This window comes from Streptomyces sp. NPDC002698, from assembly GCF_042888945.1.
Lineage (GTDB): Bacteria > Actinomycetota > Actinomycetes > Streptomycetales > Streptomycetaceae > Streptomyces.
Window position 1 is genome coordinate 79,761 of record NZ_JBIAQM010000023.1, and the last position, 15,694, is coordinate 95,454.

Sequence of the window (15,694 nt, forward strand, 5' to 3'; positions counted from 1 at the left end):
GGCGGATAAACCCCGGCCCTGCGAACCATCTCCCCTCCGGCCCCGGGCCCGTGGGGGGGGGGCCTAACACACTTCCACTGTTCGCCACCCGCCCCTCGTGCAGTCTGCGGACGGGCCGGCCTGCCCGGCCGGCGCTTGCTGGTCAGCCGGCTCCGGGCATCGGGGGCCGGGGCGGACGGAGGCGGGCAGCGAAGACGATGATGTCGTCGTCGGAGTCCTCTCCGAAGGTGTCCACCAGGTGGGCGCACAACGCCTCCGGCTCCCCGGGCCCTTCTGCCACGACAGTGCTCAGAAGGTCGAGGCGCTCGTTGATCTCGGTGTCGCGGGTCTCGATGAGCCCGTCGGTGATCATGACGAGCCGGCTGCCCGGTTCGACGCGATGGCTGACGGCCACGGGCTGCGGCAGGCCCAGGCCCAGGAGCGGGCCGTGTTCTCGCAGATAGCGGGGCGCCCCGCTGGGCTCCAGGAGCAGGGGCGGCAGGTGGCCGGCGTTCGCGACGTGCAGGCGTGCGTGGTCGGCGTCGAGCACGACGATGCACACGGTGGCGGTCCATCCGGGCTGGTGCAGGCCCAGTAGGTGGTCCAAGTGCTGGAGCAGGATGTGCGGGGGGAGGTTCTGCGCGGCGTAGGCGCGCAGGGCGTGACGGATCTCGCCCATGACCATGGCGGCCTGGAGGGAGTGGCCCACGACGTCCCCGACGGCGAGGAGCAGACCCTGCGGGGTGGTGACGGCCTCGTAGAAGTCTCCGCCGATCTCGGCCGTGGCGGCGGCGGGGAGATAGCGCACCGCGAGTTCCGCCCCGGGGCTCTGGGGCAGGCTTGCGGGCAGGAAGGTGCGTTGCAGGGCCAGGGCGAGTTCGTGCTCCTGTCCGAAGCGTTCCACGACGTCCTTGTGCTCGACGGTCAGCTCCGCGTAGAGGGCCATCACCCCGGCATTGGTCTCGGTCAGTTCCTCGTTGAGGCGTTCCAGTTCGTCGCGTTGGACGTGGGCTTCCTGGAGTGCGTTGATCAGGTCGCGGGACTGGGCCTGCAGGTCGTCGATCGCGCTGGCGGGGCCGTCCGACTCCAGGAGGGCAAGGACCTGTTCCACCTTCAGGTCCCGGGCGGCGAGCTCGGGGATGCGGCAGACGATCTCTATCCGCCCGCCGCCCGAGTGGTCCGGGTGGCCGAGGGCCGGCGCGTGGCGGGTCTGCGGGAGCAGCCTGGTGACGGCGGTCAGTGACTCGCTGCTGGGGGCTCGGTCGTCGCGCCACTGCAGGAGAGTGCGCAGCGCGGCCGGTTCCTGCTGCAGGCTGAACACGGCGGTCATCGCGGAAGGGCGCAGCAGGTCGCGTCCCAGCTCGCTCACCGCGGTGGCCAGGCGTACCTGGTCGCGGTCGTCCAGGCCGACGGCCGAAGCGATGGTCTTGGCGTGGCGGCGCAGGGTGAAAATGTCGTGTTCGGTGCTGAGCGGTGTCACCAGCAGGGCGCTGGCACCGGCGGTGTAGGGGTGGGTGCGCGGGGCGGGTGCGTTCACCGTGCCGCCTTGGCGATCACCGCGCTGGCGTCGTCACGGCGGGTCCCGGCCTGGCGCATCAGTGCGGCGGCGATCAATGAGGGCGGGTGATGGAGCAGGCCCGCCAGATCGCTCTGGGTCCAGCGTTCGCTGAGGCCGTCGGAGTGCATCACCAGGATCCCGTGTCGAGGCAAGTGGTGTTCGTAGGTGCGCAGTTGGTGCATCTGGTGGCCTGCGATACCCGGGTGGGAGAGCAGTGTGCTGCGGCTGGTGCTGGTGACCAGGGCGGCGGTGATGTTCCCGACGCCGCAGAACAGCAGGCGACCGTCCGGCTCCAGGCGCGCGATGGCCACCGCCGCGCCGCGTGTTCCGCGCAGAGCGCGGTGCACCTGCTCCATGGCCTCTTCCGGGGTGCGGGCGGTTCCTGTCTTGAAGGCGTGAAGGGCCGCCTGGGCGGCCACGGCGGCCATCGGACCGTGGCCCAGCCCGTCACAGGACATGACCAGTACGCCGGTGCCGGGTCCGGCGACGGCCGCGCGCACCGCGGCCGGACGGCCGGGGCGCCCGGGGCGTACGGAGAAGCCCCGGGCCGGGGCTGTCTGCGGTTGGGGTGAGGACGGGCGGGTGCCGGTCAGGGCGGACCAGCTGGTGGCGCCGGACGCGGGCGGGCGGGCCACGTTGTCGGCGTGCGAGACAGGTGGCTGCTCACCGGTGTCGATGCGGGCGGCCCAGGCGTCGCCGCAGACCTGCTCGCCGCCGATCGGCCGGGTGATCCCTCCCACGGCGGGTTCTCCGGCTGCCGTGGGGTGTGCGGGGCGCGGCCAGAAGCGGGCGAGTTGCACGGTGCCCAGGCCGGGCTGGGAGTGGATGTGGAAGGAGTCGGCCAGGCGTTGGACCGCGCCGAGGCCGATGCCGAGGGTGCCGGCGGTCGACATGCCGTCCCGCAGGGCCGCCGGGATGTCGGCGATTCCCGGGCCTCCGTCCACGGCCAGCACTTCCACCCCGGCGGTGGCTTCGTTGCGCACCACGCGCAGGAGCAGGGAGCCGTCGACGGCGTGCTTGGCGATGTTGCCCGCCAGTTCGGCCACCGCCAGCACGAGCTGGGAACTGCGCTGCTCCCCCAGGCCGATACGCCGGCCCAGGGCGGCGGCCGCGCCGCGGGCGGCCTCCGGCTGGTCGCGGAACCAGGCGACGTCCTCGCAGTCCATCAACCGCGCGAAGTCCACGGCCGTCACCGCGCCCACTTGGTGACGGTCACCGTGGTCCCCTGTCCGGCGACGGTCTCCAGGACGAAGTCGTCGACCAGTCGTTTGGAGCCGGACAGCCCCAGGCCCATGCCGGCGCCCGAGGTCCAGCCGTCGGTCAGGGCCAGCTCCACGTCGGGGATGCCGGGCCCCCGGTCGCGGAAGACCAGGCGCACGCCGCGTCGGCCGCGTTCCTCCACCAGGCCTGCCGTCATGGTTCCGCCGCCTCCGTGGATGAGGGTGTTACGGGCCAGCTCACTCGCGGCGGTGATCAGCTTCGTCTGCTCGACCAGGGAGAAGCGGCATTCCTGCGCCAGGGCGCGTACCCGCTGGCGCGCCTGCACCACGCCCGCGTTGGCGGTGATCTCCAGCGTCTCCGAGGCGCTGGAGGCGCCGTTCACAGGCCTGCCGAAGCATCCGGCACGACGCCGTCGGCACCGGGGCCGGCCGCGACGTCGGGATCGGACTCCCCGAGGGACTGGGCGCGGGCCTGTCGCAGCAGGCGCAGACCCTTGTCCAGGGTCAGTGCGGTCCGTACGCCGCCCAGGGACAGGCCGAGTTCGACGAGGGTGATGGCGACGGCCGGGCGCATACCCACCACGACGGTCTGTGCGTCCAGCAGCCGCGAGATGGAGGCGATGGTCGCCAGCATCCGGCCCACGAAGGAGTCGACGATGTCCACCGCGGTGATGTCGATGACCACCCCGTGGGCGCCCGTCTCGACGACCTTGGCCGCCAGGTCGTCCTGAAGGAGCATCACCGACTGGTCGTCCAGGTCCGTCTGGATCGACACCAGCAGTACCTGCCCGATCTGCAGGACCGGAACGCGCTCGGTCACCGAGCACCGGCCTGGGGTGCCGTGCGCGAGAGCGTGACACCGGAGCGGCGCAGCGCGTGCCGCAGGGCATCGGCCAGGGTGGCCTTGGTGACGATGTCACCGAAGTTGATCCCCAGCGCCACGATCGTCTGCGCGATCTGCGGACGGATGCCGGAGATCGTGCACTCGGCACCCATCAGCCGGGCCGCCACGACGGTCTTGAGCAGGTGCTGGGCGACCTCGGTGTCCACCGCCGGCACACCGGTGATGTCGATGATCGCCTGCTCGGCACCCGTGTCGATCAGGGCCTGGAGCATCTTCTCCATCACGACCATCGTGCGCGCCGAGTCCAGGGTTCCGACCAGCGGAACACCGATCACCCCGTCCCACAGCTTCACGACCGGCGTGGACAGCTCCAGCAGCTGCTCGGCCTGCGCCGATATCAGCTCCTCGCGCGTACGGGTGTAGACCTCGATCGTGAACAGGCCCAGGGTGTCCAGCAGCGCGGAGAACTTCAGGTACGCCTGCAGGTCACTGCCTTCGCCGGACAGGGCCGGCTCCAGGACCTCCTTGAGAGCGAACACGCTCACCGCGGTCTCGGTGGGCGTGAAGCCCTGGTGGGCACGGTTGCGCGACAGCTCGGTCAGGAGCGCGCGGACCTCGCCGAACGCCTCCCCTCGCCCGTCCAGACTGCCGTCGGCGAGCGCGGCCACCAGCGCTGTGTAGATCTCCTGCAGCTCGCGCTGGACCTCGGCGCGGCTCACCCGCCCGCCCAGGGAACCGGTGACCTTGTCCGCCCATTCGGCGCCGAGGTCTTCACCTCGAACCGTCAGCAAGCGGACCAAGCGATCCGAAACGCCTTCAGCAGCCACAGAGCACATCCTTCTTCGCAGGAGGCCGGGCGGCCTGTTCGGAACCTTAGGTCATCTGAGTGACCTGCAGACCATGTCTCAAAACTGTGATGCCCGACACCTCGAAACCCTGCGCGCGGACAAAGCGTTGTGGCGAACCCGCCGTCGACACGTCGGCGTGGCCTGCCATTTGCCAGGGTTGTGTTCGATCACGTTGGGGGTGCGGCCGGCACCGCCGTTTCCGACAGGCCTCGCGGTCGTCGACGAGCGTTCGAACAGGGCTCTGCGGGCCGCGTTCCCGCAGAGCCCTCGCGGAGGTCCTGCCCGAACCGCCTCGAGGAAGTGCCCGTGCAGCGATGCGCACAGGGCTGTCGGTCCAAAGGACCGTTCGAATCGCCGGGTACGCACTCTTCCCGGTCGGGTCCTCTCGGACAGGTCGCGAGGGCGTCCGGCCGGCTCGGCGAGTGTGGTCGGTACCGGTGGCCGCCGCTCGGACTCGCCCTCGCCGGGGCGGCGGACGCACCGCCCAATGCCGCGCCGGCCTTCTCCGGCATGGCGTAGGCATGCCGGGCAGTCCCATGGGGAGGTGTTCTGCCTTCCCCCGCCAGTTTCGTGTCATGCGCCGCTTCGGTCCGAAGCGGCATGGGAGGCCTATGAGTACGAGGCCGAAGGTCCGGCTTCGGCGTCCCGCGAGCTCGGTGCCGTTCTCCTCGGACCCTCCCGGAACGCCCGGGCGTAATGCCGTGCATGGACCCGATCGACGAGACGCACGTAAGTCGGCCGGGCCTGGTCGCCGTCGACGTCGCGGCCGCCGACGACGACACAGCGCCCACCTTCCGGCAACCGCTCGCCGCCGACCGGTGGGCAACGGTGACAGCGGAGTGGACGACGCGGGACGCCGGCCAACCCGGCGATCCGCCGCCGGAGGCCCGCAGGCTGTCAAAGGGACTGCCGTCGGCCCCCGGCAGGTACGTTTCGGGTGGCGGACGGTGCCGCTACACCGCGGAAGTCGCCGCAGACCGACTCACCTGGCTCGCCGTTCAGTCGGGTGTATCGGCCGAGTCGGCCGGTTCAGCGTCGTCGCCCAGGGCGGACCGCTCGATGCCGTGATTGGTCGCGGCTCAACCGGCCGGCGTCAGAGATCACCTGACGCCGCCGAGTCCCGTCTTGAGGCCGTTACGACTCAGCCGCCGCTCTTTCGACGGAACGACCGCTGACTCGCGGCCGGGCCGTGCGCGCCGTGGACCTTCGACGTGTTGGTGCTCGCAGTGAGGGCGGCGTCCGCCTGCATACCACGCTTGCGCGCCAGAGCCTCCCGGAACTTGCGCTTCAAGTCGTCCTGGGCGTCGTCGTCGGGCGAGAGGGAAGGGCTCTCGGCGTCTACCGGCTCTTCGGGCAATGGAGACTCTGCAGCCATGGTGACCTCCTGGTACCGGACAGTGGGAAGCACAGCTTGTCACGGCGGACACCGCACCCCGGTCGCCGGGGCGTCCGCGCCGCCCGTCGCGCCCTGTCTCTCACGGTGAACAGCCACAGCCGGAACGCCCCAGCCTGCTGGGAAACGCTGAGGAGGATCACTGTGCTTCAGGGAGCGAACGGCACGGCAGGGCTCGCTCCATGGCTCCGTTCTCCCCATCCGGCTCGACCTGAAACAGCCGGGCCTGCGGCGTGCGGGTCACCGTTTCCGCCAGGAGGCCGTCCGTGAAGAGGGCGCCGACACCGTCCTCCAGCGCCCACCCGGCGGGGAGGGCGCCGACGGCTACGGCTGCTTGGTAGGAGGAGCGGCGGCCCGGTTCGCTGTCGTAGTGCGGGCAGACCGAGCCGGACAGCAGACCCAGCCCGTCCGGCAGAAACGTCAGCGGTCCGAAGGAGTCGGTATGCGAACCTTCGGCCCAGCAGTTGGCGCCGGCGCTGATACCGCACAGCAACGTGCCGCGATCGTAGGCCTCGCACAGCAGCCGGTCCACGCCGTGCGCACGCCAGACCGCCAGCAGGTTCGCGGTGTTGCCGCCCCCTACGTACACGACGTCCTGAGAGAGCAGGAACCTGCGCAACGCGGCGTCATCGAGCTCTCTGCGGAACAGGGGCAAGACGCTGGGCTCACAGGCGCGCGATCGGAACGCGGAGAAGAAACGGTCGAGGTAGGCGGGGGCATCACCGCTGGCCGTGGGCACGAAGCACACCTTGGGCCGAGAAGCGCGTGCATGACCAAGCACCCAGTCGTCCAACAGGCCATCGTCGTCCATGGAGAAGCCACCCCCGAGGAGAGCCAGACGACGCACGGGAACGACAGCCACGGAAGTGCCTCCTCAGCACGCGGGCCCACCAGAGCGGGCCATGCCCGAACAATGCCGGACCATCGACTGCCTCCGCAATCGATGAGAACCCTGCACGCTGTCACGCGGAGTCAGGTCAGCCGGGCCACCAATACCGATGGCATCGCGTTTGGATTGTCGCGAGTTGCCTGGGCAGGGGCGCCGGAACGGCAAGTCCGCAGCCGTAGGTGGTCGGGCTCAGCCGCGCAGATGCGAACTCCACCGTACCCATGGCCAATCGGGAGGATGCAGAATAAAAATCACATACCTATCAAACTGCCCCACCTGCCGAAAATCCGGCAACTGCGACACCACCCTGCAGGGCGCGGCCATTCCAAAGAACCTGATGCAAAGACTTCATTGCAAGTACTCCTTTGCATCGCTATCTTTGTAGGCATGAACGAGCCCCATGAATCGCCCGTCCGCAATCTCGATGCCCGGTCCCTGCGTGGGCTCGCGCACCCACTGCGCATGCAGCTGCTGGACGCCCTGCGTTTCGGCGGCCCGGCCACCGCGTCTCGGCTCGCCGAAAAACTGGGCGAGTCAAGCGGTGCTACCAGCTACCACCTGAGGCAGCTCGCCATTCACGGCTTCATCGAGGACGCCCCCGAGCACGGCAAGGGCCGGGAGCGGTGGTGGAAGGCGGCCCACAAGGGCCTGCGCTTCGACGACGCACTGCTCACGGACGCCAGCCCGGACGTGCGCGGGGCCGCCGACATGTATCTCCACGAGGTCGCCACCACCCAGACCCGGGACCTGTCGACCTGGCTCGGCAACCGCCAGACATGGCCGGAGGAATGGAACCGCACCTGGGACATGAGCAGCGCGACACTGCGGCTGACGCCCGAACTGACCAAGGAACTCGTCGAGAAGATGCACGCGCTCGTCGACACCTACCGCGACCGGGCCGCCGACGAGGACGACGCCGACATCGCCCAGGTACGCATCCACACACACGCGTTTCCCCTCACCACTGAGTGAAAGGACACAGCCCGATGCACCCCGAGAACCACCTCGCCCTGCACCATGTCCGCGCCGCCGAACTCCGCGCCGAAGCCGACGCGTACCGTCTCGCCGCAGCGGCCCGGCGCCCCCGGAACTTCCGTACCCGTCTCGGCTGGGCCCTCATGGAAGCCGGCTTACGGCTGGCTGCCACCCCCAAGACGGCAGCCGCCATTCCTTAGCGCCGTTCGCGACCGCCGCCCTCCTGGGGAAACACGACCGCGAGGATGGGGAATCGACTGACGCCGAACCCACCTGAGTGGGGAAAATTGCGGGCTCTGGCGAAGATCCAGCGCTTACGCCGAAGGCGCCCGGATCGGCACCCCACAGACCATGCAGGTCGCCGACGGCCGACACCTGTGGCGGAACCTCGCCGAGGCCGTGGGAAAGACCGTCGGCTCACACCACACCTGCATCCGTTCCGCGTTCGCGACGAGTCCGGGCACCGAGCACCGGGCTGGACACGGCCCGCGTCAGGAGACCCGCCCTTCAACCCTCCGGACCGGACGAGTTACCGCCTCGGCCGCCCGCGGCGCCTGGTCGCCCGCACCAGGGGCCGCTACGCGGCGGTGCGGCGGCGGTCGGCCGAGGGCAAGCCCCTGACGGCGATCGGCCGGGAACTGCGGCTTGACCACTCCACCGTGCGTCGATTCGCCCGCGCCACCGGCATCGACGAGCTGCTGGTCAAGGCGGTCAACCGGCAGTCGATCCTCGACGAATACAAGCCCTACCTGCACCAACGGTGGAATGACGGCTGTCACGACATCCCCCGGCTCCACCGCGAAGTCCGAGAACTCGGCTTCCCCGGGGGTGTCCAGACCGTCCGCCGATATCTGCGCTGGTCGAAGGAGAGCGGGCTTCCTGAGTCGCCGCGGCCCGCACCGCGGCCCCGCCGGGTGGTCCGCTGGATCATGACCGGCCCGGACCGCCTGACCGCCGGCGATGCCCTGGAGCTCAAGGAGATCCGGGCCGTCCGTCCCCGCCTGGACGCCGCAGCCAGACACGTCCGTGACTTCGCGACCATGCTCCACGACCGACGCGGCGACCTGCTGCCCCACTGGACGGACCGCGCCCTCGCCGACGGCTTACCGGCTCTGTGCTCCCTGGTCACCGGGCTCCGCCGGGACCAGGCCGCCGGGACCGCCGGCCTGTCCAGCTCCTGGAGCTCGGGCCAGGTCGAGGGCCAGGTCACACGCATCAAGCTGATCAAGAGGCAGGGCTACGGGCGGGCCGGCCTCGACCTTCTCCGCAAACGGGTCCTTCTCGGTCTCCGACCGTCGTCGCAGCCTGTTCTCGTCTCCGCCCTCCCGTCTCAGGCCACGGAAGCCCGCTTTGGATCGACGGGGTCGATCGCATGCTCATCGAAACGGACTTCAAGTGCCTCGAGTCCCATCTCCCGACGGAAATCCTTCTCCGCTGCGGTGATCGGCAACAGCCACAGGATCCGGGCATGGGCTCCGCCTTCCCAGTCGCAGACCTCGAAGTCGGGTCCGAAGGGATACGGCAGGCTCACCAGGTAGTGGTCACAGTCGGAGTCATCGAGCCACGGTCGGCCGATGGGGACGGTGTGTCCGACGTCGAGTCGCTGGTGTACCGGTCCGCAGTGGTAGTACGCGTTGACAGTGACGCTCTCCAGGTTGATCCATTCGTCGCGCGGTGCCGCGAGAAAGAACTCCGTGCCATGGCCGTCGTGTTGAGTCGCCTCCCAACAGCCCGACGTCACATACAGCCACCAGTCGCCCGGATACGCGGGATGAATCCGGAACACCCGGAATCCGGGCACGCGATCCTCGATGGGCCCATCCACACCTGTGACCTCGTCTATGACGCGACCAGGCAGTGTCCGACGGAGGTGATCGAGAAGAGCAGCGCGTGCTGCGGTGTCCGGCATACGATCATGATGCCCGAGGCCGCCGCAGCCCATCAGCCGAGGTCAGTACCAGCCTGACCACAAGATCTCCGACAGAGCCGGACTGCGTGACCGTCGGCACCAGGCCGGAGTAGACCAATGCGGTGCTGGACGAGGGAGCCGAGAGGCACTCGGCCTCTCCTGCGGACAAGGCCATCAGGGAATCGCTGCCCCGCCACCAGGTATCCGTCATGCCCTTGACCTCTTCCACTGCCTCGAAGCCGTCAAGGGCGACGTCGTCGACCCTGTCGCCGGTAACCCTGGTGACCTGCTGTGCGGAGCTGGAGGTAGCACAAGACCTCCCCAGCGCTCCTGGTACCCCTTCACACGGTCGATCTCCACTGACGGGACCGAGCGCAAGCCACTGCTCCGCAAGCCGGCAGACCGGCAGCACGTCGATCCTGATGCCGTGCCCGGTGACGAACGACCGCGCCCGCCGCGTCAGCCCCTCGAGTACGGCATTGCCGAGATGTCGCTCCACGAGACAGACGCCGCTCGGCCCGCTCGGGCGAATGCCTGCCGCCCGCGGCCGGCGTGCTCCGTCGCCGCGAGCAACGGTCGAAAATCGGTGGCCACCGGTGCCGTCCGAGCCCACGCTGTACGCCATGGAAGAACCGCACCGCAGGATCCGCGCGCTCCACACGGCGTCCACGATCACCGTCTACCAGGCTTACTCACCTGAAATCGGACTGCCCGCCGTCCGCGACGGCCGCTTTCCTTCCGCGTGGCTGCGGCATCGTATGACGTGGATCAAACCCAGCTTCCTGTGGATGATGTACCGCTCCAACTGGGGTACGAACCCCGGGCAGGAGACCGTTCTTGCCGTCGAGATCGACCGCGACGGCTTCGACTGGGCGCTGCGGCACGCCTGCCTGTCGAGCTACGTTCGCGGGCTGCATCCCGATCGCGGTACCTGGCAGCGTGACCTCAAGCTCGCACCGTCCCGCGTCCAGTGGGATCCCGAACGCGACCTGAACCTGCGTCCCTTGCCGTACCGCTCGCTGCAACTGGGGCTCTCGGGCAAGGTGTCGTCGCGTTACGCGGACGAGTGGACCGTGTCCATCAGCGACGTGACCCCGCTCGCCCGCGAGATCCGCGCGCTCGTCAGCCGCGGCGATCCTGACTTGGCTGCCCGACTCCTCCCCCAGGAAAAGCCGTACGCCGCCGGTGACGAACCACTGGCCCATCTGCGCCCCTGACCGCCGGTCCGGACAGGGAGGCCTGCATCTCCCAGGGCCACACGGGAGCACATGATCGCCGGGACGGACGTCAATCCGGATGACCTCCCACCGCAGGGCCGCTGTCCGTCCCACCCGCAAGGCGGGCAACGCACCGGCAGCCGTCGCGGTCATGCCGCCATCAGCGTGGATGAGGTCTGCGAACGCTGCTTGATGATCCATGTCAAGGCGCGCCCACAGACCTCTTCGCCAGCCGAGGCCGGGCGCGTGCTTCTTGTGAGCAGTCGGACGCTGCTGGAGGTGTATTCCACTCCATGTGCGAGCGTCGCATTCGATACGTTCTGCCGATGCGAAGGTCAGCGGGGATCGAGGACTTGTCAGGGCTGGTGCGTGACGTGATGGGATCGGGCTGCCGTGTGATCGCGGTGGACCGGCTGCGCGGGGGCAGCAAGAAGGGTGTCTACCGGGTTCGAGTCGACGGAACCCCGATGGCGGGTGTGATCGTCTACAGCTGGGGAGAAGAGGAGAACTTCTGGTCCGACCGGAACGGAACCGACACCGGCGACCCGTTCGCACCCGCCTCAGGCCTGGCCCCGTTCCTCGCCGCCCAGCGGAGTCTGGACAGCCTGGGCATAAGGACTCCGAGGGTCTACCTGGCGGACGACAGCCGAGACCGGTACCCGGCGGACGTGGCCGTGGTCGAGGACATCTCCGCCGGTACTCTCGAAGCACTCTTCGAGAGCGATCCCGCGCGCGCGACCACGGCCCTGAGCGACCTGGCCGCGATGACGGACGTCATGCACCGGCACCTCGCTCCGAGCTACGGCCGGGTGGATCTGCTGGAACAGGGCAGCACCGCAAGCGGAGTCTCCTGCGAACAAGTGGTTCTCGGCCGTGCCCTGCACGATCTCGAAGAGACATCGGGCAGAGATCGCAGGATCGCCGCAGCGGCCGGCAAACTTCGTGAACATCTCCACGCCTTGGCCGCAGTGCTGACCCCCCGTGCCGCGTTCGGGCTGATCCACGGAGAACTGGGCCCCGACCACGTCCTGGTCGACGCCGACGGCCACCCGGTGCTGATCGACATCGAGGGCCTCATGCACTTCGACATCGAGTGGGAGCACGTCTTCCTCCGGCTCCGCTTCGGAAAGCGCTACCCAACCCTGTCCCGGCCGGGCCTCGATCCCCAGCGGCTGGACCTCTACACACTCGCGATGCATTTGTCGCTGGTCGCCGGCCCGTTGCGCCTTCTTGACGGCGACTTCCCCGACCGGGCCTTCATGTACGAGATCGCCGAGCACAACCTCAAGGAGGCCTTGGCGATCCTCACGCAGCAGACAGGAACATCCCTGCCTCCGGGAAAGGGGCTGTGAACGCTGCTTGATGATCCGCGTCAAGCCTCGTTCACAGACCTTTGCCCTGATACCTGTGTGATGCGAGGTGATGGGCATGGTTGCGTCCACAGGCCGGGCACGCGGATCCGTCGGCACCGTTGCACGGCCGGGCGGCGGAAGCCAGCGCTCCGCCTTCCGCCGGATGCCGGATCGCGCGAGACTGCACCATGGCATTCCCGGGACGGCCGTCGCCGCCTCCGCGGCGGGGGCCGGCCACTACCCTCGGCGGGCACGGCAGAGCGGTGAACGCGGTGGCGTTCAGTCCGGACGGACGGCTGCTGGCCTCCGGAAGCAGCGACAGGACCGTGGTCCTCTGGGATGTCACGGATGCGTCCCACCCGACCCGGGCCGCCGGCCTCACCAGCCATCACCGAGCGGTGAACGCGGTGGCGTTCAGCCCGGACGGGCGACTGCTGGCCTCCGGAAGCACCGACTGGAGCGTGATCCTCTGGGACGTCACGGACGACCTGGTGAACCCGGCCCGGTCGGCGGTCCTCGTCCATGAACGCCCCGGCTGGCTGTTTCGCGACGGCTGGCGGCAAGGCGGTGTCCACGCGGTGGGTTTCAGCCCGGACGGACGGTTCATCGCCTGCGTCAGCGACCGCACCGTGATCGTCTGGGATGTCTCCGACCCGGCACGGCCGAGCCGGTGCGCCCGTGTCACCCACCATCGGCGTGCCTGGCGGTCAGGTCCCGTCATATCGGTGATGTTCAGTCCGGACGGGCGGTTACTGGCCTCGGGTTCCGACGGCGACAAGAACACCGGGGTCCTGTGGGATGTCAGCGAGCCGACGTATCCGGTCCGAACCGCCGTCGTCCGACCGCAGGCCCGCGATTGGCCCAAGGCGTTGTCCGCGGGCGGGGCGCCGGCCGTCCATTCGGTGGTGTTCAGTCATGACGGGCGGCTGCTGGCCACCGGCAGCGGGGATCTGGGCGTCGTCTCCGGCACCTACAGGTCGTGGCGGCAAGGAGCCGTCACGGTGTGGGACGTCACCGACCCGGCACATCCCGTGAGGACGGGCACAGGCACCCTCCCCCTGGCCGGTCTTGGGGACACGGGGCAGATGTACGCGGTGGCGTTCAGCCCGGACGGCCGGTTGCTGGCCTCCGGATGCGAGAACGCGACCGTGACCCTGTGGGATGTCACCGACCCCACACACCTGACCCCGACCGCCCACCTCACCGGCCACCGCAAGGCCGTACGGGGTCTGGCGTTCAGCCCGGACGGCCGGATGCTCGCCGGCTGCGGCGTCGACACGACGGTGAGGCTGTGGGAAACGAGCTGACGGTGCGCGCCGTTTCCCGTGCTTCGAGGGCCAGGGCAGGACTTCTGGCCCGGCCTGCACTCTGTCAAGGTTTCCTGGCCGCGATCCACGCTCCGGCGGGCATCCGAGGAAGTCGGCCGGGCAAAGTGTCACGTGCGTGCCCCGGGTCGGCGAACGCGGCTTGACGACTCATGTCAACCCACGTCCACAGACTTTGCGCGGGCGCTGCCAGAGGGCAGCCGAGGCATGTCCCGGGCCGGGCGCAGCAGGGTCGGCCCCAGTCAGTCGGCCGCCGGGATCAGCCCGACCCGGTAGGCGAGGACGACCGCCTGCACCCGGTCGCGCAGGCCGAGTTTGGCCAGGATCCGCGAAACGTAGGTCTTGACCGTCTCGGGGGTGATGAACAGCGCCGCGGCGATCTCCGCGTTCGACAGCCCCTCGGCGATCTGCCGGAGCACGTCCAGCTCGCGGGGGGTCAGCGCGCGTACGAGGTCTTCCCTGGCCGGCCGGGAGGTGTCGGCCGGCCGCAGGTGTTCGGCGAAGTGACCTATGAGGCGGCGGGTGACGGCGGGCGCCAGCAGGGCCTCGCCCCGGGCGACCGTACGGATCCCGTTCACCAGCTCCGCGGGAGGCGCGTCCTTGAGGAGGAAGCCGCTGGCTCCGGCCCGCAACGCGTCGTAGACGTAGGCATCGACGTTGAACGTGGTGACGACCAGCACCTTCGGCGGTAACCCGGCATCGGGACCGGCCAGTTGCCGGGTCGCCTGGATGCCGTCGAGCAGGGGCATCCGGATGTCCATCACCACCACGTCGGGCCGCAGCCGACGTGCGGCTTCCACCGCCGCGTGCCCGTTCTCGGCCTCCCCGACGACCTCGATGTCGGGCTGCGCGGAGAAGATGGTGACGTAGCCGGTCCGCACCAGTGCCTGGTCGTCGCAGACGAGTACACGGATGGGTTGCGGCGCATGGCTCACGGGATCACTCCTGAACGGGCTTGGACGGAATCGTCGCGCGGACCTCGAACCCGCCCTCGGGCCGGGGTCCGGCCTCCAGTTCACCATCGAGCATCCCCACCCGTGCACGCAGCCCGGCCAGACCTCGTCCGCCCGCCGGACCGGGCTTCCGCATGACCGTTACGGCCGCCGGGGAGACGGCGGGTGCGTCGGTCGTCACCTCGATCTCGACGTGCTCCTCGCGGTGCCGGACCAGGACGTGTGTCAGCTGCCCGGACGCGTGCTTCATCGCGTTGGTGAGCGCCTCCTGCACCACACGGTACGCGGCCAGTTCAACGTCCACGGACCGCGCCCGCCGCTCGCCCTGCTCGTCGAACTCGACCGACTGACCCGACCTGCGGGCCTGTTCGACCAGGTCCACCACCCGTCCCAGGGTCGGGGCCCGGTCCGCACGCGCCGGGTCGGTGACCGCGGACTCACCGGTCGCCTCCAGCACGCCGAGCAGGTACCGCAGTTCCGTCAGAGCCCGACGGCCGGTGTCGCTGACGGCCGCCAGTCCCTCCCCTGCCCGTTCCGGCGCGGACGTGAGCAGGAACTGCGCCGCGTCGGACTGGACCACCATGGCCGTCACGTGGTGGGTGACCACGTCGTGCAGTTCGCGGGCGATCCGTGCCCGCTCGGCGGCCGTGGCCACCTCGGCGGCCAGCCGCCGCCGCTCCACCTCTTCCCCTCGTCGCATGCGCATGGCACTCCCCACCAGCCAGATCGCGGCCAGAGTCAGATAGAACGCGAGATAGTCCGGGATTTCCTGTGGTGAGCCGAGGTGGTGCAGGACGACGGCCAGTACGGCGTAGGCCGCACTCGCCGCGACGGTCACGGCGCGGCGGCGGCCGGCCTGATGGGCCCCGGCGGAGTACAGGGCGAGATACAGCCCCACACTCCCGAACGTCGTCGCGAAGCCCAGCGCCTGGTGCACGGCGAACGCTCCTGCGACGACGGCCAGACAGGCCGCGGGCCACCGACGGCGGGCTGCCAGCGGCAGGGTCTGGGCCAGGGTCAGCCCGATGCCCAGCGCGTTCGCCGGCCGCTCGGGCAGATCGCCGATCTGCCCTCCGATGTTCGACAGGGTCGGCACGAAGGCCAGCAGGGTGAGCACCAGGGCAAGGACGCCGTCCTTGACGGAGGCATCCCGCCCGCTCCACCAGTCACGTGGTGCCCGGAGCAGCGGGGGGCTCCAGAGCGCCTGACGGGACATCATTTCCGTTTCCTCC

At 69.6% G+C, this 15,694-nt stretch carries 17 protein-coding genes and 1 pseudogene; 7 read left to right on the forward strand and 11 right to left on the reverse strand.

The window, feature by feature from the left end; all coding sequences use genetic code 11:
* Window positions 1-142: 142 nt before the first annotated feature.
* The 5 genes from ACFYW9_RS27905 to ACFYW9_RS27925 are packed head-to-tail and all read right to left on the reverse strand — an operon-like array spanning window position 143 to window position 4,437.
* Window positions 143-1,516 (reverse strand): PP2C family protein-serine/threonine phosphatase, encoded by a 1,374-nt coding sequence (locus ACFYW9_RS27905; RefSeq protein WP_389155699.1) that lies wholly within the window; start codon window positions 1,514-1,516, stop codon window positions 143-145.
* Window positions 1,513-2,739, reverse strand: coding sequence for a SpoIIE family protein phosphatase (locus ACFYW9_RS27910; protein WP_389155702.1), 1,227 nt, complete (start codon window positions 2,737-2,739; stop codon window positions 1,513-1,515). Before ACFYW9_RS27910 ends, ACFYW9_RS27905 begins: the two co-directional genes overlap by 4 nt.
* Window positions 2,727-3,140 carry an anti-sigma regulatory factor gene (locus ACFYW9_RS27915; RefSeq protein ID WP_351876061.1) on the reverse strand — a complete coding sequence of 138 codons (414 nt, stop codon included), beginning with the start codon at window positions 3,138-3,140 and terminating at the stop codon, window positions 2,727-2,729. Before ACFYW9_RS27915 ends, ACFYW9_RS27910 begins: the two co-directional genes overlap by 13 nt.
* The gene (locus tag ACFYW9_RS27920) at window positions 3,137-3,577 is read right to left on the reverse strand and encodes an STAS domain-containing protein (RefSeq protein ID WP_351876058.1); all 441 of its coding nucleotides are present in this window, start codon (window positions 3,575-3,577) and stop codon (window positions 3,137-3,139) included. The genes ACFYW9_RS27915 and ACFYW9_RS27920 overlap by 4 nt, the downstream gene beginning before the upstream one ends.
* The gene (locus ACFYW9_RS27925; RefSeq protein WP_389155706.1) at window positions 3,574-4,437 is read right to left on the reverse strand and encodes an STAS domain-containing protein; all 864 of its coding nucleotides are present in this window, start codon (window positions 4,435-4,437) and stop codon (window positions 3,574-3,576) included. The genes ACFYW9_RS27920 and ACFYW9_RS27925 overlap by 4 nt, the downstream gene beginning before the upstream one ends.
* A gap of 717 nt (window positions 4,438-5,154) precedes the next feature.
* Here ACFYW9_RS27925 and ACFYW9_RS27930 point away from each other — a divergent pair.
* Entirely contained in the window at window positions 5,155-5,517 is a 363-nt protein-coding gene (locus tag ACFYW9_RS27930) for a DUF6207 family protein (RefSeq protein WP_389155709.1), read from the forward strand.
* 73 nt (window positions 5,518-5,590) lie between these two features.
* On the opposite strand, the gene ACFYW9_RS27935 is transcribed toward ACFYW9_RS27930, so the two are convergent.
* The gene (locus tag ACFYW9_RS27935; protein ID WP_351876048.1) at window positions 5,591-5,824 is read right to left on the reverse strand and encodes a DUF5302 domain-containing protein; all 234 of its coding nucleotides are present in this window, start codon (window positions 5,822-5,824) and stop codon (window positions 5,591-5,593) included.
* 157 nt (window positions 5,825-5,981) lie between these two features.
* On the reverse strand, window positions 5,982-6,653 hold the full coding sequence (locus ACFYW9_RS27940) for a Type 1 glutamine amidotransferase-like domain-containing protein (RefSeq protein WP_389155712.1): 672 nt from the start codon (window positions 6,651-6,653) through the stop codon (window positions 5,982-5,984).
* Window positions 6,654-7,118: 465 nt separating this feature from the next.
* Between ACFYW9_RS27940 and ACFYW9_RS27945 the strand changes: the two genes are divergently transcribed.
* The 3 genes and pseudogenes from ACFYW9_RS27945 to ACFYW9_RS27955 all read left to right on the forward strand — a co-directional run.
* Window positions 7,119-7,703, forward strand: coding sequence for an ArsR/SmtB family transcription factor (locus tag ACFYW9_RS27945; protein WP_389155715.1), 585 nt, complete (start codon window positions 7,119-7,121; stop codon window positions 7,701-7,703).
* A gap of 14 nt (window positions 7,704-7,717) precedes the next feature.
* Complete coding sequence (locus ACFYW9_RS27950; RefSeq protein ID WP_389155718.1) at window positions 7,718-7,906, forward strand: hypothetical protein; 189 nt, start codon at window positions 7,718-7,720, stop codon at window positions 7,904-7,906.
* A 45-nt stretch (window positions 7,907-7,951) separates the two neighbouring features.
* A pseudogene (locus ACFYW9_RS27955) lies at window positions 7,952-8,968 on the forward strand (transposase); the annotation flags it as partial.
* A 68-nt stretch (window positions 8,969-9,036) separates the two neighbouring features.
* On the opposite strand, the gene ACFYW9_RS27960 reads toward ACFYW9_RS27955, so the two are convergent.
* Both ACFYW9_RS27960 and ACFYW9_RS27965 read right to left on the reverse strand, forming a co-directional pair.
* A complete protein-coding gene (locus ACFYW9_RS27960) occupies window positions 9,037-9,615 on the reverse strand; it encodes a suppressor of fused domain protein (protein WP_389155721.1) in 579 nt (192 codons plus the stop codon).
* A 4-nt stretch (window positions 9,616-9,619) separates the two neighbouring features.
* A complete protein-coding gene (locus ACFYW9_RS27965) occupies window positions 9,620-10,240 on the reverse strand; it encodes a hypothetical protein (RefSeq protein WP_389155724.1) in 621 nt (206 codons plus the stop codon).
* Between ACFYW9_RS27965 and ACFYW9_RS27970 the strand changes: the two genes are divergently transcribed.
* The 3 genes from ACFYW9_RS27970 to ACFYW9_RS27980 all read left to right on the forward strand — a co-directional run bounded on the left by ACFYW9_RS27970 (window position 10,239) and on the right by ACFYW9_RS27980 (window position 13,491).
* Window positions 10,239-10,832, forward strand: coding sequence for a DUF4291 domain-containing protein (locus ACFYW9_RS27970; protein ID WP_389155727.1), 594 nt, complete (start codon window positions 10,239-10,241; stop codon window positions 10,830-10,832). The two genes, ACFYW9_RS27965 and ACFYW9_RS27970, sit on opposite strands and share 2 nt — an antisense overlap.
* Before the next feature lie 326 nt (window positions 10,833-11,158).
* Entirely contained in the window at window positions 11,159-12,184 is a 1,026-nt protein-coding gene (locus ACFYW9_RS27975) for a phosphotransferase (protein ID WP_389155730.1), read from the forward strand.
* Between the two features lie 188 nt (window positions 12,185-12,372).
* A complete protein-coding gene (locus ACFYW9_RS27980) occupies window positions 12,373-13,491 on the forward strand; it encodes a WD40 repeat domain-containing protein (RefSeq protein WP_389155733.1) in 1,119 nt (372 codons plus the stop codon).
* 260 nt (window positions 13,492-13,751) lie between these two features.
* Here the strand turns inward: ACFYW9_RS27980 and ACFYW9_RS27985 are convergent, their stop codons facing one another.
* The gene (locus ACFYW9_RS27985; protein ID WP_389155736.1) at window positions 13,752-14,444 is read right to left on the reverse strand and encodes a response regulator; all 693 of its coding nucleotides are present in this window, start codon (window positions 14,442-14,444) and stop codon (window positions 13,752-13,754) included.
* Window positions 14,445-14,448: 4 nt separating this feature from the next.
* On the reverse strand, window positions 14,449-15,681 hold the full coding sequence (locus ACFYW9_RS27990; RefSeq protein ID WP_389155739.1) for a sensor histidine kinase: 1,233 nt from the start codon (window positions 15,679-15,681) through the stop codon (window positions 14,449-14,451).
* Window positions 15,682-15,694 lie beyond the last annotated feature (13 nt).